This is a genomic window from Sinobacterium caligoides (assembly GCF_003752585.1).
Classification (GTDB): domain Bacteria; phylum Pseudomonadota; class Gammaproteobacteria; order Pseudomonadales; family Sinobacteriaceae; genus Sinobacterium; species Sinobacterium caligoides.
In genome coordinates this window covers 563940-584399 of record NZ_RKHR01000004.1, presented here as the reverse complement: position 1 = coordinate 584399, position 20460 = coordinate 563940, and the positions used below count along the sequence as shown (strand labels likewise).

General features: G+C 50.2%; 15 protein-coding genes. 9 read left to right on the top strand and 6 right to left on the bottom strand.

The features are described 5' to 3' along the window. Positions 1–20: 20 nt before the first annotated feature. The gene (locus tag EDC56_RS09360; RefSeq protein WP_123712255.1) at positions 21–1385 is read right to left on the bottom strand and encodes an aspartate aminotransferase family protein; all 1365 of its coding nucleotides are present in this window, start codon (positions 1383–1385) and stop codon (positions 21–23) included. A gap of 206 nt (positions 1386–1591) precedes the next feature. Here EDC56_RS09360 and EDC56_RS09355 point away from each other — a divergent pair, with 206 nt between their 5' ends. After that, positions 1592–2974 carry a glutamine synthetase family protein gene (locus EDC56_RS09355; protein WP_123712254.1) on the top strand — a complete coding sequence of 461 codons (1383 nt, stop codon included), beginning with the start codon at positions 1592–1594 and terminating at the stop codon, positions 2972–2974. A 77-nt stretch (positions 2975–3051) separates the two neighbouring features. On the opposite strand, the gene EDC56_RS09350 is transcribed toward EDC56_RS09355, so the two are convergent. Continuing rightward, entirely contained in the window at positions 3052–3471 is a 420-nt protein-coding gene (locus EDC56_RS09350; protein WP_123712253.1) for an Lrp/AsnC family transcriptional regulator, read from the bottom strand. 287 nt (positions 3472–3758) lie between these two features. Here EDC56_RS09350 and EDC56_RS09345 point away from each other — a divergent pair, with 287 nt between their 5' ends. Continuing rightward, the gene (locus tag EDC56_RS09345; RefSeq protein ID WP_123712252.1) at positions 3759–4949 is read left to right on the top strand and encodes a type III PLP-dependent enzyme; all 1191 of its coding nucleotides are present in this window, start codon (positions 3759–3761) and stop codon (positions 4947–4949) included. A 23-nt stretch (positions 4950–4972) separates the two neighbouring features. On the opposite strand, the gene EDC56_RS09340 is transcribed toward EDC56_RS09345, so the two are convergent. Continuing rightward, the gene (locus EDC56_RS09340; protein ID WP_123712251.1) at positions 4973–7462 is read right to left on the bottom strand and encodes an ATP-binding protein; all 2490 of its coding nucleotides are present in this window, start codon (positions 7460–7462) and stop codon (positions 4973–4975) included. Between the two features lie 45 nt (positions 7463–7507). On the opposite strand from EDC56_RS09340, the gene EDC56_RS09335 reads away from it, so the two are divergent. Continuing rightward, complete coding sequence (locus EDC56_RS09335) at positions 7508–7795, top strand: ArsR/SmtB family transcription factor (RefSeq protein WP_123712250.1); 288 nt, start codon at positions 7508–7510, stop codon at positions 7793–7795. Positions 7796–7974: 179 nt separating this feature from the next. Further along, positions 7975–8985 carry a Kelch repeat-containing protein gene (locus EDC56_RS09330; RefSeq protein ID WP_148059367.1) on the top strand — a complete coding sequence of 337 codons (1011 nt, stop codon included), beginning with the start codon at positions 7975–7977 and terminating at the stop codon, positions 8983–8985. A 71-nt stretch (positions 8986–9056) separates the two neighbouring features. Here EDC56_RS09330 and EDC56_RS09325 read toward each other — a convergent pair whose 3' ends face one another. Further along, positions 9057–9890, bottom strand: a complete 834-nt coding sequence (locus tag EDC56_RS09325; RefSeq protein ID WP_123712248.1) for a helix-turn-helix domain-containing protein — start codon at positions 9888–9890, stop codon at positions 9057–9059. A gap of 109 nt (positions 9891–9999) precedes the next feature. Continuing rightward, positions 10000–10881, bottom strand: coding sequence for a LysR family transcriptional regulator (locus EDC56_RS09320; protein WP_123712247.1), 882 nt, complete (start codon positions 10879–10881; stop codon positions 10000–10002). Between the two features lie 194 nt (positions 10882–11075). Here EDC56_RS09320 and galU point away from each other — a divergent pair, with 194 nt between their 5' ends. The 5 genes from galU (at position 11076) to aptA (ending at position 17958) form a co-directional block, all read left to right on the top strand. Continuing rightward, positions 11076–11945 (top strand): UTP--glucose-1-phosphate uridylyltransferase GalU, encoded by an 870-nt coding sequence (galU, locus tag EDC56_RS09315; protein ID WP_123712246.1) that lies wholly within the window; start codon positions 11076–11078, stop codon positions 11943–11945. Between the two features lie 47 nt (positions 11946–11992). Beyond that, positions 11993–13513, top strand: a complete 1521-nt coding sequence (pgi, locus tag EDC56_RS09310; protein WP_123712245.1) for a glucose-6-phosphate isomerase — start codon at positions 11993–11995, stop codon at positions 13511–13513. 668 nt (positions 13514–14181) lie between these two features. Beyond that, positions 14182–15384, top strand: coding sequence for an acyl-CoA dehydrogenase (locus EDC56_RS09305; RefSeq protein ID WP_123712869.1), 1203 nt, complete (start codon positions 14182–14184; stop codon positions 15382–15384). 42 nt (positions 15385–15426) lie between these two features. Next, a complete protein-coding gene (locus EDC56_RS09300) occupies positions 15427–16629 on the top strand; it encodes a CaiB/BaiF CoA transferase family protein (protein ID WP_123712244.1) in 1203 nt (400 codons plus the stop codon). Positions 16630–16653: 24 nt separating this feature from the next. Further along, positions 16654–17958, top strand: coding sequence for an omega-aminotransferase AptA (aptA, locus tag EDC56_RS09295; RefSeq protein WP_123712243.1), 1305 nt, complete (start codon positions 16654–16656; stop codon positions 17956–17958). 603 nt (positions 17959–18561) lie between these two features. Here aptA and EDC56_RS09290 read toward each other — a convergent pair. Next, positions 18562–20313: an FAD-dependent oxidoreductase gene (locus tag EDC56_RS09290; RefSeq protein WP_123712242.1), complete on the bottom strand. Its 1752-nt coding sequence runs from the start codon at positions 20311–20313 to the stop codon at positions 18562–18564. Positions 20314–20460: the final 147 nt, after the last annotated feature.

Sequence of the window (20460 nt, the reverse complement as noted above, 5' to 3'; positions counted from 1 at the left end):
TTTTACTGGCTAAAGTATATCTACTTGACGGCAAACTCTTTCGCAGTGGCATCCAAGGCACGGCCTAAGCGGTCGACGAGTAGGTCAATTTCGCCTCGATCACAGACCATTGGTGGCGCGGTGACCATGGCGTCGCCGACAGCGCGAACCATTAAGCCGTTGGCAATCGCTTGGTCACGACAGAAGGTGGCGGCCGCAGAGTTGTCGGCAATCTTAGCGCGGCTGTGTTTATCACCGACCAGCTCAAGGGCGGCGACCATGCCGCTGCCGCGTACCTCGCCGACACAGGGGTGGTCCTCAAATTGGCGCAACTGTTGCTGCAGATAGGGTGCGATGTCAGAGGCGGTACGCTCGATGATGCGCTGCTCCTTCATGATCGCCAGGGTGGCTATGCCGGCAGCGCAGCTGGCGGGGTGGCCGGAGTAGGTAAGGCCATGACCAAACTCGCCATCGCCACCGAGCAGCACGCTGGCGACCTTGTCGCCGACCATGACGCCGCCTAGCGGTTGATAACCGTTGGTGACCGCTTTGGCAAAGGTGATCAGGTCGGGTTTAAAGTTAAAGGTCTCACAGCCAAACCAAGCGCCGGTACGGCCGAAGCCACAGATTACCTCGTCACTGATCAGCAGGATATCGCGCTCGTCGCAGATCCGCTGGATCTCTGGCCAGTATGTCTCTGGGGGGACGATGACGCCACCGGCACCCTGAATGGGCTCGGCGATGAAGGCGGCGACATTTTCTTCGCCGAGCTCGTCGATTTTCTTTTCGAGTTGACGGGCGACTTGTAGGCCGAACTCGTTGCGATCGCTATCGCCACCCTCGGCATACCAGTGTGGTTGGTCAATATGATGGACATAGTCGATGCCACGAAACTGCTCGTGCATAAAGCTCATGCCGCCGAGGCTGGCGGCGGCGATGGTGGAGCCGTGATAGCCGTTGTGCCGGCTGATGATGAGCTTTTTCTGTGGTTGCTCGAGTAGGTCGTAGTAGCGGTGTACTAAACGGATGTTGGTGTCATTCGCCTCGGAACCAGAGTTGGTAAAGAAGACATGGTTGAAGCCGTCGGGGCTGATATCGACCAGTGCCTTAGCCATCTCTGCGGCGGGTTGGTTAGAGCAATTGAAGAAATTATTGTAGTAGGGCAGTTGCTGCAGCTGGCTATTAACGGCTTCGACAATGCGCTGTTGACTATAACCTAGATTGCAACACCAGAGACCAGACATGCCGTCGAGAATCTGTTGGCCGTCGTGATCGTATATATAGATATGCTCGGCGCGTGAGACGATGCGTCCGCCCTGTTTTTGATATTGCTTGAAGTCGGTGAACGGGTGCAGGTGATGAGCGCGGTCAAATTGTTGCAATTGAGCAGTGGTTACTTTGGTCATAAACGCGTTCCCGGACAAAGGGTGAATGAATTGTTGAGCATGTTGCCAGTTTGGCACAGCCCACAATGATAGTGTTTACCCCGATGGGGGTGTTTTGCACGGTGCGTGAGAGTGGGCGGCAGTAATTATTTTTACCCTTTAGGGGGAGTTACCTTTACGTTGGCGCTAGGTTAAGCTGATATAAAATAGAATAACAGGAGCTTGGTATGGCAGTTGATGGCGTGGCAGAGAGCAGTTGTAGTATCCAAGATTCGGCACTTTTAGCCCGGTTTTTGGAGAAAAATCCACAGGTTGATGTGTTTGAGGTTATTCTGGTCGATGTCAGCGGTGGTCTGCGGGGTAAGTGGGTCGAGCGCGCCAACATTGCCAAACTCTGTTGTGGTGGCCTCAAGCTGCCTCTGAGCACCTTACTCTTCGATATTTGGGGACGAGACCCTGAAGCCAGTGTCTTTGAACACGGCGATGAGGACGGTATTGCTGTGCCATCAATACGTTCCTTGTCGTTGGTGCCTTGGCTGAAGCGTCCGACAGCGCAACTGCTAATCTCGTTGCGCGACATTGATGGTGACGATTGTGACTACGACCCACGAACGATGCTGGCCTCACTATTAGAGCGCTTTAAACAGCAGGGTTTGACTCCGGTACTCGCCACTGAGATGGAGTTTTTTTTGCTGCAGCAAGAGCGTGATGGCGATGGTACGCCGCGTCATACCGAGGGCAATACTCGGCTACAGGGCATTCAAGCCGGGCAGACTTATGGTATCGATGCGATGCAGGAGATGGCGGATTTTATGCACGCCGTACGAGATGCCTGTGTCGAGCAGCAGCTACCCATTGATACCTTGATTAAAGAGGCCAGCCCCTCACAATACGAAATTAACCTTTACCATCAGCCCGATGCGCTTCTGGCTGCCGATCAGGCAGTGTTGTTACAGCGTGCGATTAAAGGTGTGGCGAGGGAGCATGGCTACAGTGCCAGTTTTATGGCCAAACCGTTTGGCGAGCAGGCAGGTAACGGTATGCATGTACACTGCAGCCTGCTAGATAAGCAGGGGAATAATGTCTTCGATGATGGCAGCGAGCAGGGCAGTGAGCTGCTGCGCCATGCGGTCGCGGGTTGCATGGCTGTGATGGAAGAGTCAATGTTGTTGTTTGCCCCTAATGTTAACTCGTATCGTCGCTTCCAGTGTGGCTCACACGCGCCGCTCGCACCGAGTTGGGGTTATGAGAACCGCACCTGCGCGTTGCGTATACCAGCGGGATCGACGAAAGCGATGCGTATTGAACATCGCGTTGGCGGAGCCGATGCGAACCCTTACTTATCGATCTGTGCGATCTTGGCCGGCATGCTCTACGGTATCGAGAATAAGTTGGCGTCGGCCGCGCCAATCGAGGGCAATGCCTACGATCAGTTAACGGCAACCCTGCCACGCTACCTTCCGGATGCCATTGAGCGCTTTGCTAACTCGAAAATTCTACCAAATTATCTCGGGACGAATTTTTATCGTCACTTTGCCGTCGTCAAACGCCAGGAGTTGGCGGAGTTTGATCGACAGGTGACGGCACTCGAATACGACAGTTACTTGTAGTTGCCGAGTTAGCCGTTATTGCCCTGTTTTAGCGTCGTGGCAGGGTGGTTAACAGGCGTTCGTTTGGGCAGCAGGCTTTAACGGGAGAATTTCGTAGAGAGGATCACCGAGGTCATCGTCCGCAGGACACCCTCGGTCTCGCTGATTCTGTCGATATCTTGGTCGAGAAGGGCGGTATTATCGGCGCAAAGCGTCGCGGCGTAGTCGTATTCACCGCTGATCGAGTGCAGGGCAACGACAGAGTGGATACCCCGCAGCTGGCTGCTCAGCTGCTTCATCATGCCTTGATCGACGGCAATGAGTACCAGTGCACGGACTTGCTGGGCGGTAATCTCGTCTTTCAATTTTACCGTATAGCTGGCGATAGCCTCTTTTTCTAAGCGTTGCATATGTTCTTTTACAGTGATGCGGCTGACCCCCAGCTGGCTGGCTAACTCGGTCACTGTCGCGCGACTATTCTGTTGCAATAAAACGAGTAAACGGCTGTTGATGCTCATGGCAGGCTCTTCCTGTTGTCTGCGTATTTGCTGAGTGTTGACACTGCTCGCCTGCTATAGCGGAGACAGCGTGTCATATTATTTATCGACGACCAGGTTGGTTCGAATGCTACTTATCAATATGTATGTATTTTTTATCTTTATGTAAAAAAATAACTATCATTATATACATTGTAGATATTCAATATTTATATGTCACTCCCTAGAATAATGAATATTAGCGGGATAAAAAATATTCATTAATAAAATAGATTCGCCCATCAGCAGCGAGTGGGTCGGGAGGACACATGGCAGAGAATTACGCGCACAGCGTGCAGCAAGTGGCAGCGAAGGGGGCAACATTACATACGTTCTCATCGCCACAGCGAGACAAGCTACAACAGTTACTGCCTAGCCTGCAGGCACATTATCAACAGCCTTTGGTCTTGATGAGTCGACAGATATTGGCGCGTCAGGTGGCTCGCTTTCAGGCTGCGCTGCCGACGATAGCCCCTCATTTTGCCGTTAAGGCGAATCCTCATCCCGATGTGTTGCGTTGCTTGATGGAGGCCGGAACGGGCTTTGAGGTGGCGTCGAAGGCAGAGCTGGATCAACTGCTGGCGATGGGCGTGCAGGCAAGCAAGGTGTTTTATAGTAACCCGGTCAAATCCCCACACTACATCGCCTATGCAGCAAGCATGGGGGTGGAGTGGTTTGCCCTCGATAGCGTTGAGGAATTGGAGAAAATTCATCGTATCGCACCGGCTGCCAAGCTTTATTTACGCATCTATACCTCGAATAAAGGTTCTTCTATTGAACTCTCTGCCAAGTTTGGTGCGAGCCGAGAAGATGTTAGTGCGGTGATCGCAAGAGCGGCAGCGCTGGGCGCTGACTTAGCAGGCGTGACCTTCCATGTTGGCTCGCAATGTTGCAACGTTGATAATTGGCGTTTAGGCATCGAAAGGTCAGCGGAGATATTTGGAGAGATGCACCGAGCAGGGCTCGAGCCACGACTACTCGACCTTGGTGGTGGCTATCCGGTGAGTATTGATCAGGCGGCGCCGAGCTTGGAGTTGATCGCTCAGGTGATTCACAGTGCCCTACAGCCGCTACTAGTAGAGTTTGGCAATATAACGGTGATCGCAGAGCCTGGCCGTTTTCTTGTCGCAGAAGCGGGGCTGTTTGTTTGTCAGGTAGTTGCGGCGAGTCGGCGAGATCAGCAGAATTGGCTCTATTTAGATGCCGGTTTCTATGGCGGACTCCTGGAAATTAAGGAGGGTTTGGAGTACCCGATTACCACGCTTGCCAGTGGCCCTGAGCAGAGCTGGGTGTTGGCTGGCCCCACCTGTGACTCTATCGATATTTGTAGTGATCAGTATAGGTTGCCTGCGAGCCTGCAAGCCGGTGATTGGGTGATGGTGGGGTGTGCAGGGGCCTATAGTAACGCCTGTGCGTGCGAGTTCAACGGCTTTCCGCTGCCAAAGGTGGTAATGGAATAGCATGCTGAGTTACGGTGTTTTTGCTAGTGGTTTGATGGGTTGGTGGTGTTGGCGATTAGCATTGCCTGCAGCTCGGGGGCCTCGGGTCTGGCGGGGTGTTCGGTCAATAGTTCATTAATTAGCATGAGTAGTTCGGCCTCATCGATGGGCTTCGAAACATAGCGATTCATACCGGCGGTGCGGCAGCGCTCACGCGTCTCAGTGAGTGCGCTGGCAGTGAGTGCGATGATAGGAACAGGGCTTAGCTGCAGCGATGACTCAATACGCCTGATCTCACGCGTGGTCTCATAGCCATCCTGCACGGGCATCAAACAATCCATTAATACCAGATCGTAAAACTGTCGACTGAGTATATCGAGTGCTTCTAGGCCATTGTTGGCAACATCAACGATGTAACCTTCATCCTCTAATAATGTACTTGCGACGAGCTGGTTGATGACGGTGTCCTCCACCAGTAGAAGGTGCAGTCGATCACTGCATTGGTTGTTGCCGCAGTTAAAACGTTCGGGGCTTTTCTCGGTCGGCGGTAGCCTAGTGTTCGGTTGGCAAACGGCCTGTTGTGCGGCGCTCTGCTGCAACTCCTGCATGACGAGGTGAGTGGGATCGATCAACGGGGAGAGGTTGATGTTGTGTGGGTTGAGGGTAGCGCCTGTTTTGGTTGCGTTAGCAATGACATCATTCACTGAGGCAAGCGTCATATTCACTTCGATGGTGAATGTTGAACCCGCCCCTTTGCGGCTGTCGACACGAATCTCCCCTTGCATTAAATGCGCGAGCTTTTGACAGATAGAAAGGCCAAGACCAGTACCGCCATAGTTACGCGTTGAGCTATTGTCGATTTGTGAGAAGGATTTAAAAAGCTGTTCTATAGCATCAGAGTCGATGCCGATGCCGGTATCGCTCACTTCGATAATGATGGTTTGCAGAGGTTGCTTGCTGTCTTCCAGGGGGCGGCCGCGAATTGAAAAATGAATACTGCCTTCGTCGGTGAATTTAATCGCATTGCTCAGCAGGTTGATCATCATTTGCCGAACTTTACCGATATCACCGAGCAGCTCTTGCGGGCAGTTATTGTCGAAGTGGTAGTTGAACTTTAAGCCTTTATCTTCGGCACTTGATAGCATTAAACGATAGACGCTGCGGCCGAGTTGCTGAAGATTAAAGGGGGCGTGTGATAACTCCATGCGCCCGGCCTCAATCTTGGAGATATCTAAGATATCGTTGAGCACCATCATTAAGCCATTGCCTGACTCGGCGAGCGTCGTGACGAAGCCCTTTTGTGTGTGGTCTAAGTTGGTTCGTAGCAATAACTTACTCATGCCCAGAATGCCATTCATCGGTGTGCGGATCTCGTGGCTCATGGTGGCTAAAAAGTTACTCTTTGCTCTGGAGGCTTGCTCTGCGGCTGTCTGTGCTTTGATCAAGCGCGCCTCGGTACGCTCATGTTCTGCAATCTCATCTTGCATGTGTTGCTCGGCTCGCTGTCGCAGGATCAGTTCGCCTGCCATGTTTTTATAGAGGTGAAAGTGATCGAATAGTAGCCCGAAGAGTGGAAGGGTAAAGGCGAAGGCTCTTAAAAAGTAGGCGGTGTTGTAATGCTTATCGAATAGTTCCCGACTGGCAAAGCTCATGTGCAGCTCCGCGAGCACTTGGGCCAGCATCGAGATGACTAAGGTCTGGACGAATATCGAGTGTTGCTTACGGTAGATCTGTGGCAATAGGTAAAGACCAGCAACAACGTAGAGTAGTAGAGGTAGTAAGGAAAAAAAACGTCTGCTATAACGTGACTCTATTAACCACTGAGTCACATTAGTACTGTGACTGGCAAGAAGATAGCCGATAATAATAGTGATGAAACAGAGGGTGCTGAATAATTGTCTGTTGTTTATTTTCTGCGTTGCTGTAGAACCGTTATTAAGTTGGCAGGAGAGTTTGTTGTGCAAAATAAGGGTGGCGGCAGTGATGAGAGCAACGGCACTGAAACTACGTTCTAGACTCCAAGATAGGGTGGCGACGGCGTGGTTGGGGAGTTGTTGCGAGGTTACTCTCTCACCGATAAATAAGTAGATGATGCTGAAACTAGCGGCTATTAATAGCGCGGCGGCGAGTAGAATGCTGTTTAGATCACGGATCAGCAAATAACGGTTAATGGCAATAATAGTAGTGAAAAGTGCAACAAGAAAAACCACCCAGAGTATCAGTATATATTGTTGAAAAAGGCCTGGGTGTGGCGTTGCGTGACTTTGATTGCTCAGCACAGGAATAAATTGCGAAGGAATAACGATATCAGTGATGGCTAGTAGGGTGGGGAGTAGGCAGGCAAGGATGAAGGCAGTAGTCAGCCATACTGGCAAGCTGTGATGAGGCGATTGAATGGAGCCTGTGGAGGGCATATTTCTGCAGTACCGGCTGTCGTTAGATATCTTTTTATTGTAGGTCATATCGTTCTGTCGGTATGAGTAAGCGAGACCGTTCATTGTGATGAGAAGGAGCGGCTTCAAACGGTTTGTCATATCGGTTAATCTTTAGCCATATATGAGCGATTATTGGAGGGGGCGATGCCTGCTATTGAAACGCGAAAGCTGAATGTCGGCGAGGCTGCTGCGCTACTGAAGGTTTTGTCGAACCCTCATCGATTACTTGCCGTCTATCTCTTGTTGTTCGATGAGTTGTCAGTAGGGGAGTTAAACAGACAGCTGCCTTTATCGCAGTCGGCGCTGTCGCAGCACCTAGCGATTTTGAGGGCGCACGACATTGTGACGACGAGAAGGGAAGCTCAGGTCGTGTATTACCGTCTTAGTAGGCCGGAGGTAAGGGAAATTATCATGTTACTGCAGACTATATAATGCTTTAACAGCTCGCGCTTTTAGTGTTTAGCTCCGAGGAGGGATAACCTTTTAGAGAGGGGGCGCGATCTGATGCAGGTTTGTGAAACTTGTCTCAGTGACTAGAGTAAAAAGTAGGCGCATTTGTGGGCGGCGTCATTGTCAGGGAGGTCAATGAAAATGCAGCTGAAAGTCGGCTCATGAGACGAAGAGAATTTGTTGGCGCTATGACGATGCTGGCGCTTTGCCCTTGGGTGTCTGCACGAGCAGAGAGAAAGGGGCTCTATCGATTAAGGGCGCCATTAACACAGCCGTTACAGGGTATTTACCCAGCGCTGTTTGAGGGTGAGTTGATTGTCTGTGGGGGGGGAGTCTCTTTAGAGTTACAGCCAGCCTCGAGCAACCACAGCTACATTTATAGTCTGCGTGAGGATAGTTGGCGTGTGGGGCCTGCGTTACCTTCGGCGTTGTCGCGTCCTTATCTAGTGAATTACCAACAGAAGTTACTCGCTATTGGTGGCTACCATGAAACCGAGGGGAGTGTTCGACAGGTTCTCAGCCTCGACAGCTTATCTGCTCGCTGGCAACGTTATCTAGAGCTACCAGAAGCGAGAGCGGCGTTTGCAGCGGCTGCGATCGATAGTCGACTCATCATTAGTGGTGGTAGAAAGTTGATGGTGAGTAATGTTGACTTGCTACCGCGCTATGTTAACGCGGCAGAAACATTTGTTTATTATGCCGGTTATTGGCATGCGGCTAGGCCGATGCCTACTCCAAGGAGCCACTGTGCAACCGTTGTGCTAGAGGGAAGAATGCATGTTATTGGTGGTCGGCAACAGGTGTTTTTAAAGGGTGAGGAGAGGTTGCGCAATCTCGTTGATCACGAGGTATACGACCCTGAGAGTGGACGCTGGTATCGCCTAGCGCCATTGCCTCAAACACATGCGGATTGTGCGGCAGCAGTGTATGGGGGGATGATTTATCTATTCGGTGGTGAGGGTGTTATTGCTCCTCGACGTGTTTCAAAAGAGGTTTGGCAGTACGACCCTAGCTTGAATCGTTGGCAGTCAATGCCGCCAATGCCTGTGCCGCGTCATGCTCTGGGCGCTGTCAGTATGGTTGATGGTATTCATCTTGTCGGCGGCAGTGAAAAGGCCGGTAGTGCAAAAGTCTCGACTCGGCATAGTGTCTATCACCCGGAGGGAAAGTAGCAAGCCAACGAGATGTATGAGAGCTGATAGTCTTGTGGTGAGCGGACTGGAGGGTTATACCGTGCCTCTGCTTATAAGTAGTTGCTCAAGGTATCACCACTCTTGTAATCCTTGACGCTCATGAGTGAGTCGATAAATAAATAAAACAGTTCAGATTGAGAGTTGATGTCGAGCTTGGCATAGCTTTTCTTGCGGTGCAGCTTGACGGTCTCTGTTGATATGCACAATAGTTCGGCAATTGATTTGGTGGAGTGGCCATGCATGAGCATATTAATGACCTGGCATTCGCGATCAGTCAAGACTGTGCGGCCGAAGCTGTCTAGGGCTGTTTGCAGTTGTAATCGTAGTGTTTCATCCGCCTTATTGGCGGAGGGGAGTGCGACGTTGCTATCAGGGCTGCCGTAGTGTTGCTGACAAAGTGTGACGATGGCTGGTTCAATGTCGCGCAGCGATTGCCGTTGGCTCTTGTTAAGTTTTGCCACATTGGCAGTGTGGCCCAGTGAAATGTTGATGAAGCCATTGGCAATGTCTATGAGGTAGCCGCACTCATCTTGCAAACCGGAAAGGCGATACCAGTTACGATAGTATTCACTATTTTTAAAGCCTTCGGGGGCGAGCTCTTTGAGGGTGAAAAAGCCTTTTTTCTCACTTTTCGTTGCCGCTAGATAAAAAGGATCGACTAAGAAGGCTCCCTGTTGAAATAACTGGAGTTTGCTCTCGCGTTCATCAGGCTGCATGAAGTAGTCAATCTTTGGCGCTTGATGACCGAGGTAGAGAATAAAGGTGAGGTCGTCTGCTTCTACCAGGCTTCGCAATAGTGATGCCAGCGCGGGTGCAAAGTGTTTACTCTGTATGGAGGGCAGTACGTTGCTAAGGTGCTGACTAAAATTGGCAAGGGTAGACATATACTGACTCGACACTCCATGATGATAGGCGCTCCAATAATAGTCATATCCCCCTCTATTTCAACATTAAGTCGTACAGCTTAGTGCGCATACATTATGCGATGTACCATTATGGCGCCACATGTGGCGCGTGAGCGAGCCAGTCGAGCAGTGCCTGGTTGGCTCGTGAGATGACACGGCCACGACGCTTGGCAATGGCCATTTGGATATGTATGGGGGGCTGAAACGGTATTCCAGCTAGGCTATCTTCTTGCTCTGCCATCATATTTAGCCCTACAGTTACTCCGATACCGCGCTTAACCATGCCTTTGATTAGGGGGAGAAAGTTAGTTTGTAGGCGAATATCCGGGCTGACCTTGTGGGTCGCACATGCTGCGTCAAGTAGCTTACGGATATAGTAGTCAGATTCGTAGATGACCATGGCGAGGTTGCTCAGTTGGGGGAGCTCTATGACCTGATGTTTTGCTAACGGATGGTCTAAGGCAACGCAGAGCTGTACCTCTTGCTCAATGAGCGGTTGTGTTTCAAGCCCTTCTTGCCCGTCTGTAATGGTGACTACGCCGAGCTCGATTTGGTCATCGAGAAGCATCTGTTCGATGTGCTGAGTGCCGTTCTGAGTAACAGAGGCGGTGAGGCCAGTATGAGTGAGCAGGAAGTCACCAAGCAGTTCAGGCAGCAAGTACGTAGCCACCATAGAGGGGCAGGCGATACGAACCTCCCCCCGTAATAGGTTAGCCATTTCTCCCACGCAATGATTAAGCTCTTTGACCTGTTGCAGAATGTCGCGAGCACGAGCCTGTGTGACAAGGCCTTCCTCTGTGAGGCGGATGCCACGATGAGCACGCTCGAGTAGAAGGGTACCAAGCTCCTCCTCTAGCTTTCTGATGGCAATACTGACTGCCGGTTGTGCCATGTGCAGCTGTTTGGCGGCAGCACTAAAGCTGAGCTGCTCGGCGACAACAAGAAAAATCTGTAGCTTTCGAAGGTCCATTGAAGCCCTTTGGCCGTATTCTATGAGCTCGTTTAGTGGTTTAAATTGGCAATGTTATCGTTGTTGCTTGCAAATTAAGGGGTTACTGAATAGAGGGTACTTGGCCTATTCGAGAATTACTGTATCATTTCAGCCTAATTTAACCTAAGTTTGTTGTCCTATATTATTACCTGTAATGAAAAGAGAGCCGCTTTATGCAACCTATCAAGAAAGCCATTTTTCCAGTGGCGGGTATGGGGACACGGTTTCTGCCTGCAACAAAAGCATGTCCGAAGGAGATGTTGGCGGTGGTCGATAAGCCTTTGATCCAATATGCCGTGGAAGAGGCTGTGGCGGCGGGTATTACTGATTTAGTCTTTGTCACTTCATCGACGAAACGTGCAATTGAGGATCACTTCGATAAGAACTTTGAGCTCGAGTATAAGCTTAATGAGTCAGGTAAACAGGAACTTCTTGAGTTGGTTAAGGGGATTATCCCCTCGCATGTGAATTGTTATTATGTGCGTCAGCCTGAAGCCTTAGGTTTGGGGCATGCAGTACTATGTGCTAAGGATATTATTGGTGATGAGGCTGTCGCGATCTTACTGGCAGACGACATGATTTATAGCCCAAAAGAGCCTGCTTTAAACGTTATGGTCGAAATGGCGGCTTCTGGCGCCTCTGTGGTCGCTATCGAAGAAGTCCCGATGGAACGGGTGAATAAGTATGGTGTTATTGACCCTGTGCAGCAGAGTGACACTGTCTACAAACTGAAAGGTGTTATAGAGAAACCGGCGATTAAAGATGCCCCTTCTAACCTCAGCATCGTGGGGCGATATGTCCTGCAGCCGAGAATATTTGAGTTGCTAAAATCGACGCCTAGAGGGGCAGGTGGTGAAATCCAACTAACCGATGCGATTGCTGAACTGCTTAATGAACAAGATGTGCTAGGTTATAAGTTTGATGGCACTCGCTACGATTGCGGCAGTAAGCTAGGGCATATGAAAGCTAATATTGAGTATGGGCTACGCCATAGTGAGATTGGTAGCGCGCTTGAGGTTTATTTGAAGGAGCTGTCACAATAAACGAGTGCCGTTATAGTTTGGGGGGATAAGGTATATGAGGTTTGTGGATGCTTAATGTGGAACAGGGACTCCCCTTTAGTGCTTTAGATGAAGGTCTGCTGCAGGAAGTCAGACGTTGGAAGAGTTATCACTTGAGCGAGGTCTTTGCTCAGGACCAACAACGCCAGGCGCGCTTCTCTTTCCAATATAGGCAGCTAAAACTCGATCTCTCGGGGCAATGTATCGATGAGTCGGTATTAGAGCAATTACAGCAAGTCGCCGCGGAAGCCGACCTTTCCGGCGCGATCGAATCGTTGTTCTCTGGTAAGAAAGTGAATAACACGGAGCAGCGGGAGGCCCTTCACATGGCCTTACGGGCGCCCTTAGACACTGCTTTGCCTATTCCTCAGGAGTATATCCGACAAGCCAAGCTTGAGCAGGCTCGCATGAAAGAGTTCTGTCAGCAGTTTCAGTCTGAGGACTATTGTAATCATCGTGGAGAAGGTTTCGCAGACGTTGTTTTGGTAGGCATTGGTGGTTCATATCTTGGCCCTAAGCTTTGTTATGAGGCACTCAAACCTTATCATCATGGCTCGATTAAACTGCACTTCTTAGCGAATCTTGACCCCTGTGAGTTCTATGATTTGACCGATGGGCTCGCCCCGGAGAGGACGCTTGTCGTCGTGGCCTCGAAGACTTTTACGACGCTTGAAACCATGAAGAACGCGACAGCCTTAAGGGCGTGGCTAGTCGAGGGTGGAGTGACTGAGGAGACCCTTAGTAGACATTTGGTCGCGGTGACAGCGGACAAACAAAAAGCACGTGATTTTGGCGTTGTAGATGAACATATCTTTTCTTTGTGGGACTGGGTTGGTGGACGCTTTTCATTGTGGTCTGCTATCGGCTTGCCGTTGATGCTGGCAACCTCAAGCGAGGTTTTTGATGCCTTGTTAGCGGGTGCCTACAGTATGGATGAGCACTTTTACGAGGCGCCACACGCGGAAAATATGCCGGTACTATTGGCCCTTGTCGATATTTGGAATATTAATTATCGTGGTATGACGACGCGAGCCGTCGTGCCCTATAGCCACCGCCTGGGGGCTTTCAGTGAATACTTGAAACAGTTGGAGATGGAGTCTAACGGTAAGTCAGTCGACCGCAATGGTCGCCCGGTGAATTATCAAACAGCCTGTAGTGTTTGGGGTGGGGTTGGCACGCTCGGTCAACATGCCTTTTTTCAGTTATTGCATCAGGGTACACAAGAGATGCCAATTGAGTTTGTGTGCATCGAGCAAGCAGAGCGGGAGTTGTATGATCATCATCAGTGGTTAAATGCTAACTTGAAAGGGCAGATGACTGCACTGCGCGTGGGAACTTTTCAGCAGCGTGATATTGAAGGGTATGGGGAAGTGGCGGGCTCGAAGGCGGCAAGCTTGATTACACTCGAGGAGCTGACGCCGGAGGCGCTTGGGGCGCTTATCGCGCTCTATGAGCATAAGGTTTATGCTCAGGCGGTCATTTGGCACATTAACCCCTTTGATCAATACGGAGTAGAGCTCGGTAAGAGCCTGGCCAATAGTGAGTTTTAATCACTGTTCTTACTTATAATGGCATATTTATCGTCCCCGGTGAGTTGTCGCATGCTTTGTGGCAGAGGTGAAACTTTAGTCACAGTGTCAACATTCGATTAAGTTGGTGGATCTTTCAGTGTTAGCATGTGCTTTTCTGTCTCGGCATTGCCCTGAAGAAGTCACTAGCTTAGGTCTTTCTTGTGTTACAACGTTGTTTTTCCCGAGGTTATTTTTTCTTTGTTGCGTTATTGCTCATGCTCTGGGGGCTTTTTAGCCCAGAACCGTTGCTAGGCTCTCTGCGTCACCTTGATAAATATCAGCACGTTATTGCATTCGCAACAGTCTCTCTACTTGGAGGGAGTCTTATTCCTGCCCGACGTAGGCTTGTCTACTGGCTGCTGTGGTTGCTACTCGCCATATTACTGGAATATATGCAGGGGATATTGTTGCCACATCGGCGCTTTGATTCTTATGACGTTTTAGCTAATCTTGCCGGTGTTTGTGTCGGGGGCTTACTGTGCTGGGTGTCAACGGTTTGGAGCCGGCGACAAGGGGGAGAGGCAATAGGTGGAGATAAAGTTGGTATATAAAAAATATATGATTTTTTAATAAAATATATATTTTATCAATCCAAGGCTGTTTGCTACCTTATCGATAGGATAAGTCTTATCGATAAGGTAGCAATGATGACAACAGCAACAGCAACAGCAACAGCAAGAAAATGGGCTAAGTTAGATTGGCAGGATCCTTTTTTACTCGAGCAACAGCTGACGGATGAGCAGCGCATGGTACGTGATACTGCCAGGCAATACGCACAGAATAAATTAGCCCCTAGAGTTCGCCAAGCCTATCGAGATGAGCAGACAGACCCAGTACTGTTTCGGGAGATGGGCGAGATGGGGCTGTTGGGCGCGACTATCGAGGGCTATGGCTGTCCCGGCATCGATTATATCAGTTATGGTTTAGCGGCCCGTGAAATCGAGCGTGTTGACTCCGGTTACCGTTCGATGATGAGCGTGCAATCCTCATTGGTGATGTACCCTATTTATGCTTACGGTAGTGAGCATCAACGCCAGAAATATCTGCCAAAGTTGGCGAGTGGTGAGTGGATTGGCTGCTTTGGTTTAACCGAGCCCGATCATGGATCTGACCCTGGAGGCATGATAACGCGAGCACGCAGCGTTGAGGGAGGCTACTGTCTTAGCGGCGCTAAAATGTGGATTACTAATAGCCCGATTGCCGAGGTACTGGTGGTGTGGGCGAAGACTGATGACGGGGCGATACGAGGCTTTATTCTAGAGCGTGGCATGGAGGGATTATCGACACCTAAAATCTTAGGTAAGCAGGCGCTACGCTCCTCGGTAACCGGTGAGATTGTGCTGGACGAGGTATTCGTTTCGGATGAGCACTTGCTGCCTAATGTCTCTGGCCTAAAGGGGCCATTTGGCTGTTTGAATAACGCTCGCTACGGTATTGCCTGGGGAGCACTGGGAGCAGCTGAAGACTGCTGGCACACGGCGAGACAGTATACTCTAGACCGCCAACAGTTTGGCCGGCCGCTTGCTGCGACACAGTTGGTACAGTTGAAGTTGGCTGATATGCAGACAGAGATTGCCATTGCGTTACAGTCTTGTCATCGTGCTGGAGAGTTGATGAATAATGGCAACATCTCCCCCGAGCTGATCTCTATGATAAAACGTAATTCTTGTGGCAAGTCGCTAGATATCGCGCGCGTCGCACGGGATATGCTGGGGGGGAATGGTATCTCCGATGAGTACCCAGTCATGCGCCACATGAATAACCTTGAGGTGGTTAACACTTATGAGGGCACCCATGACATACACGGCTTGATACTTGGTCGTAGCCAGACAGATATTGCCGCATTTTAGCGCTTTGATTTGAGGGCGCGAGATGAGTAGAAGGAGGCTGTGATGATGCCAATGAGTGGAGTGAAGGTACTGGATTTATCCCGGGTCTTGGCGGGGCCTTGGGCAGGACAAATTTTAGCCGACCTTGGTGCCGAGGTGATTAAGGTCGAGCGCCCCCTTTCCGGTGATGATACCCGGCACTGGGGACCTCCCTATCTAGCCAATGATGCGGGGCAGGAGACAGAGCAATCGGCCTATTATTTATGCGCCAATCGCGGTAAACAGTCGGTCTGTATCGATATGACGACACCAGAGGGACAGGCGCAGATTCGTCAGTTAGCTGCCGACAGTGATGTGCTTATTGAGAATTTTAAAGTGGGTGGTGCGGCAAAGTACGGATTAGATTATCAGAGTCTTGCAAAAATAAACCCTCGGCTTGTTTATTGCTCAATAACAGGCTTCGGGCAGACCGGCCCCTATGCTGATCGGCCAGGTTATGACTTCCTCGTTCAGGCGATGGGCGGCTTAATGAGTGTGACCGGTGAGCCTGATGCTAGCGGTGAACAAGTGGGCGGCGGACCACAGAAAGCCGGTGTGGCGCTGACCGATATAATGACTGGCTTATATGCCACGATTGGTATTCAAGCGGCACTGTCAGAAAGGCTTCACTCGGGGCAAGGGCAGCAAGTGGACTTGGCCTTACTTGATGTCACCGTGGCGACACTGGCTAACCAGGCGAGCAACTATCTAGTGGGGGGCCAAATTCCTCAGCGCTTAGGTAATGCGCACCCTAATATCGTCCCTTATCAGAGTTTCGTCGTTGCCGATGGTCATTGCATTGTGGCTGTAGGTAATGATCAGCAGTTTGCTCGCTTCGTCGATGTACTAGGTCTGCCTGAGCTCGCTGAGGAAGAGTGTTATCGTAGTAATGTTCAGCGTGTGCTTAACCGTGATCGTTTGATTCCGAAATTACAGCGAGCGATGTTAGAGCGGCCTCGAGATGAGTGGTTGGCTTTATTTGAGCAGGTGCAAGTACCGGCCGGCCCTATTAATAACATTGATGAGGTGTTTGAAAACCCGCAGATAAAGGCAAGGGAAATGGTCGTTGAGATGGAGCACCCGGAGAGCAGCGCGTTAAAACTGGTTGCCAACCCAATTAAATTCTCTCGAACGCCGATTCGATATTCCCGGCCACCGCCACGCCTAGGTGAACATAGCGATACGGTGCTGTCAGCACTATCATCAATAAATAAAACTCAGTCTTGAGCGCTGTTGATAGAGGATAATAATATGAGTCAGCCAATTAGTGACGCTTTTTGGATGCCGTTTACGGCGAACCGAGATTTTAAACAAGCCCCGAGGATGATTAAGTCTGCGTCGGGAATGATGCTGACGACGAATGACGGTCGGGAGGTGATCGATGCTACGGCGGGTTTGTGGTGCGTCAACGCAGGGCATGGCCGCCGGGAAATTGCCGATGCGGTTCACGAGCAACTGATGACGCTCGATTACTCTTCGATCTTTAACTTTGCCCATGACCTAGGTTTTGCCTATGCCGAGCGTTTGGTTGAACACACCCCGACGGGGTTAGATCATGTGTTCTTTGCCAATTCAGGCAGTGAGGCGGTAGATACAGCGCTCAAAATCGCGATGCAATACTGGAATGCGAGGGGGGAAGGCCAGCGTAAACGCTTTATCTCGAGACAGAAAGGTTATCATGGTGTTAATTTTGGTGGTGTCGCGATGAGCGGCCTCACCAATAATCACCAGCCCTTTGGCCAGTGGTTGATGGTAGATCACTTGCGGCACACTCTCGATATTGAACGCAACGCCTTTAGTCAAGGGCTGCCCCGCTACGGCGCGGAGTGGGCCGATGAGCTAGAGGAGCTGCTTGAGTTTCATGGCGCAGAGACGGTGGCTGCGGTCATTATAGAGCCTATTGTCGGTGCCGGAGGTGTTATCCCGCCACCGGAGGGCTACTTAGCGAAAATAAGAGCTATTTGTGATAAGTACTCCGTTTTATTGATTTTCGATGAAGTGATAACTGGCTGGGGGCGGGCCGGCAGTGCTTTTGCGGCAGTTGAATTCGGTGTCACGCCCGATATGATAACGTCGGCTAAGGGGATAACGAATGCATCCGTACCGCTCTCTGCGGTATTTGTTAATGATGAAATCTATCAGCGCTGTATGCAGGGCGCTAAATCTGCAGTGGAGCTTTATCACGGTTATACCTATTCCTGCCATCCAGTGGCTTGTGCGGCGGGTATGGCGACTCTAGATATCTATGAGAAAGAGGGGTTGCTAACTCGAGCTTCGGAACCTGGCGGTATTGGTGAGTATTGGCAGCGGGCGCTTCACAGCCTGGCAGATATAGAGCAGGTCATTGATGTAAGAAATTACGGTTTAATGGGGGCTATTCAACTGCGCGGTGATGGCACCAAAGGGGGGCAGGTAATGCAGCAGCTTTGGGAGTCGGGGGTGATGGTGCGAGGGTTGGGCGACAGTATCGCCATGTCGCCGCCATTAATCGTAGAAGAGCCCCATATCGACCTGATTGTGAAAAAAGTTCGAAAGGTTTTACATGAGTCTCTGTAGGTGAAAGCTGCTTGAAGCCGCATTCTAGAGCGGCTTTTCCTTAAGGAAAAACTCCAAACTCCGTCTAGGTGATCGTTAGACTAGGCGTCTAGGTAATTTTCCCGATTATATTATGACAGTTTAGTCATTAATATAGCTGCACTGCTTAGCAATAGTAGATGTCTTTAAAAATATAATCACAGCTGAATTATGGAGTAAATATATGTATTTTGTATCTACCGATCAGACTCTTACCCCCGTCACACGCGTATTCCGTAGCGCAATGGAGCAGCATCGTTTTTATAATCATTTATGCTCACTAGGTATCTCTTGTTTTGAGTGGGCGCGCAGCTAATTTACTAAATTATATTCCTCAATTTACTGAGTAATAATTTAATCTGACTGTGCAGTATAGTCGTTTTTAATTTTATGATATGAACCAGCCTTGTGCTGGTTTTTGTTTTTATGCAGCTAGTTTAATAGTGGGTTGTAATTCTTGTTTGTCGTAAATGTAATTTACCCTAAGATGGCTAAATTATTTTTATTGCCCTGGAAGGGCGGGATTATTAAAAGTAAAAACGACATATTATATAGATAATATGCCGCTTTATTCAGGGAGGGTAGTTAGGCGGTAGCTGTCTCAGTTTCGTCTGTCTTCTCTGCTAATGCCGCATCGTTTGTAATCCCTGACATGTGTTTGGCTGCTAGCCAGCCATAGGTCATGGCAGGGCCGAGGGTTGAACCGGGGCCAGGATAGGTGGGTAAGATTGCCGCGGCACAGTTACCGCAGGCATAAAGCCCCTCGATATTACTTCCATCGGCGCGAAGAACCTGGGCGTTACTGTTAATTTGTAATCCACCATGGGTGCCGAAATCACCTGGGTCGATACGAATCGCATAGAACGGGCCTTCATCGATCGGGGCAAGGCAGGGATTTGGGGTTACCGCAGCATCACCATAATACTGATCATAAGCGGTGTCGCCCCGACCAAATTCGCGATCTTTGCCTGTGATCGAGTCTTGGTTCAGGTTCGCGACTGTTGTGCCCAAGTTAGTTTTGTCGATTCCCAATTTATCAGCGAGCTCACCAATGCTATCGGCGATGGCCATAAAGCCGTTCTCAAAATAACTTTCAGGGAGTTTACTGTCTGGACGTAGACCTTTGGTTAATAGTGGGCCCACGACATATTCCTTGCGAAATCGACTATCGAAAATCATGTAGGCGGGAACTTGCGCAGTGTCGTCGGAATGTTTTTCAAAGAGCTCGCGTTGATAGGCCATGTAGTTTTGCGACTCGTTGGCGATGCGCTCCCCGCGCATGTTAACGACACATGATCCCGGCATTGATTTCTCGATAATGGCTAAGCGAGGGGAAGGTTCGTCTGGTGCCGATATCGTCGTACACCACCAAGCAGAATTCATCAGGCGGGTGTCTGCACCTACCTTCATGCCTGCTTGGTGTGCGTCACCAGTATTGCTTTTGACACCACCGGACCACGCAGTATTGGTAGGTTTTGGCAGGTATTGATCACGCATCTGTTGGTTGTGCTCGAAGCCGCCGGCGGCGAGTACGACGCCGTTTTTGGCATGAATTCGGAAGGGTTTGCCATCCTTTTCTGCAATGACACCAACGATTTTACCCTCTTCCTCAATTAACTCCTGCATTGGCGTGTTGAGCCAAATTGGGATGTTACGATCTTTCAGGGAAAGGAAAAGCCGGGCGACACCGGCGCTGCCGCAGGTAATACGGCGTGAGTGTTTGTGCTTAAATAACCAGCCGAAGTCGGTGAGGTAGCGAGCAAACAGTTTCATCGTGAGGGCGATCCAGCCCTTGGCGCGAGTCATTAATATCTGTGCTTCTTCCTGAGTCATGCCGATGCGGTCCATCATATAGATCATGTGATGGGTGTCGACAAGGTCGTGCATATCTTCGCCAAGATCTGACTTATTAATGGGCTGAGGCTCTAGGGAGCGATGACCGTCTCGGGCTCCGGGGCTCTGCATGTAGTAGTCAGGGTAGTGGCCAAGCGAGATATAGTCGATGTGTGAGCTGCGTTCACTGAGGAATTTGAGCATCTTTGGGGCGTTCTGTAGATAATTATCGACCAGCTGCCAGGGTACCTCATCTGCAGGAATAGTATCTTTTAGGTAGGCGCGGGCGTCCTCTAAGCTATCGCTAGCACCTGCAGCCTTGGAAAAGTGGCTGTTGGGAATCCAGATGCCGCCGCCAGAGACGGAGCTGGTGCCGCCAAATTTAGCGGCTTTTTCGAGTAAAAGGACGTTTTGTAAGCCCATCTCGTAGGCACTGAGTGCGGCAGTCATGGCACCATTGCCAGTACCGACGACTAATACATCAACTTCATGATCCCATGACATTATTATTTTCTCCTGAATGATGCTGCTTTTTATTAATCGAGTTGTGCTGATCAATCATCTTATGGCTAGACATTCTAACAACTGTTAGCGATGATTACTTGTGCGAAATAGCACAATGACTGTGCACATATGCTCCGCTCATGTGGT

Excerpts from the sequence above, each read along its gene's own strand:
- EDC56_RS09345 (WP_123712252.1), top strand. The coding sequence starts at position 3,759 with ATGGCAGAGAATTACGCGCACAGCGTGCAGCAAGTGGCAGCGAAGGGG.
- galU (WP_123712246.1), top strand. The coding sequence starts at position 11,076 with ATGCAACCTATCAAGAAAGCCATTTTTCCAGTGGCGGGTATGGGGACA.
- aptA (WP_123712243.1), top strand. The coding sequence starts at position 16,654 with ATGAGTCAGCCAATTAGTGACGCTTTTTGGATGCCGTTTACGGCGAAC.
- EDC56_RS09325 (WP_123712248.1), bottom strand. The coding sequence starts at position 9,890 with ATGTCTACCCTTGCCAATTTTAGTCAGCACCTTAGCAACGTACTGCCC.
- pgi (WP_123712245.1), top strand. The coding sequence starts at position 11,993 with ATGCTTAATGTGGAACAGGGACTCCCCTTTAGTGCTTTAGATGAAGGT.
- EDC56_RS09355 (WP_123712254.1), top strand. The coding sequence starts at position 1,592 with ATGGCAGTTGATGGCGTGGCAGAGAGCAGTTGTAGTATCCAAGATTCG.
- EDC56_RS09335 (WP_123712250.1), top strand. The coding sequence starts at position 7,508 with ATGCCTGCTATTGAAACGCGAAAGCTGAATGTCGGCGAGGCTGCTGCG.
- EDC56_RS09340 (WP_123712251.1), bottom strand. The coding sequence starts at position 7,462 with ATGACAAACCGTTTGAAGCCGCTCCTTCTCATCACAATGAACGGTCTC.
- EDC56_RS09320 (WP_123712247.1), bottom strand. The coding sequence starts at position 10,881 with ATGGACCTTCGAAAGCTACAGATTTTTCTTGTTGTCGCCGAGCAGCTC.
- EDC56_RS09360 (WP_123712255.1), bottom strand. The coding sequence starts at position 1,385 with ATGACCAAAGTAACCACTGCTCAATTGCAACAATTTGACCGCGCTCAT.
- EDC56_RS09305 (WP_123712869.1), top strand. The coding sequence starts at position 14,182 with ATGACAACAGCAACAGCAACAGCAACAGCAAGAAAATGGGCTAAGTTA.
- EDC56_RS09290 (WP_123712242.1), bottom strand. The coding sequence starts at position 20,313 with ATGTCATGGGATCATGAAGTTGATGTATTAGTCGTCGGTACTGGCAAT.
- EDC56_RS09300 (WP_123712244.1), top strand. The coding sequence starts at position 15,427 with ATGATGCCAATGAGTGGAGTGAAGGTACTGGATTTATCCCGGGTCTTG.
- EDC56_RS09330 (WP_148059367.1), top strand. The coding sequence starts at position 7,975 with ATGAGACGAAGAGAATTTGTTGGCGCTATGACGATGCTGGCGCTTTGC.
- EDC56_RS09350 (WP_123712253.1), bottom strand. The coding sequence starts at position 3,471 with ATGAGCATCAACAGCCGTTTACTCGTTTTATTGCAACAGAATAGTCGC.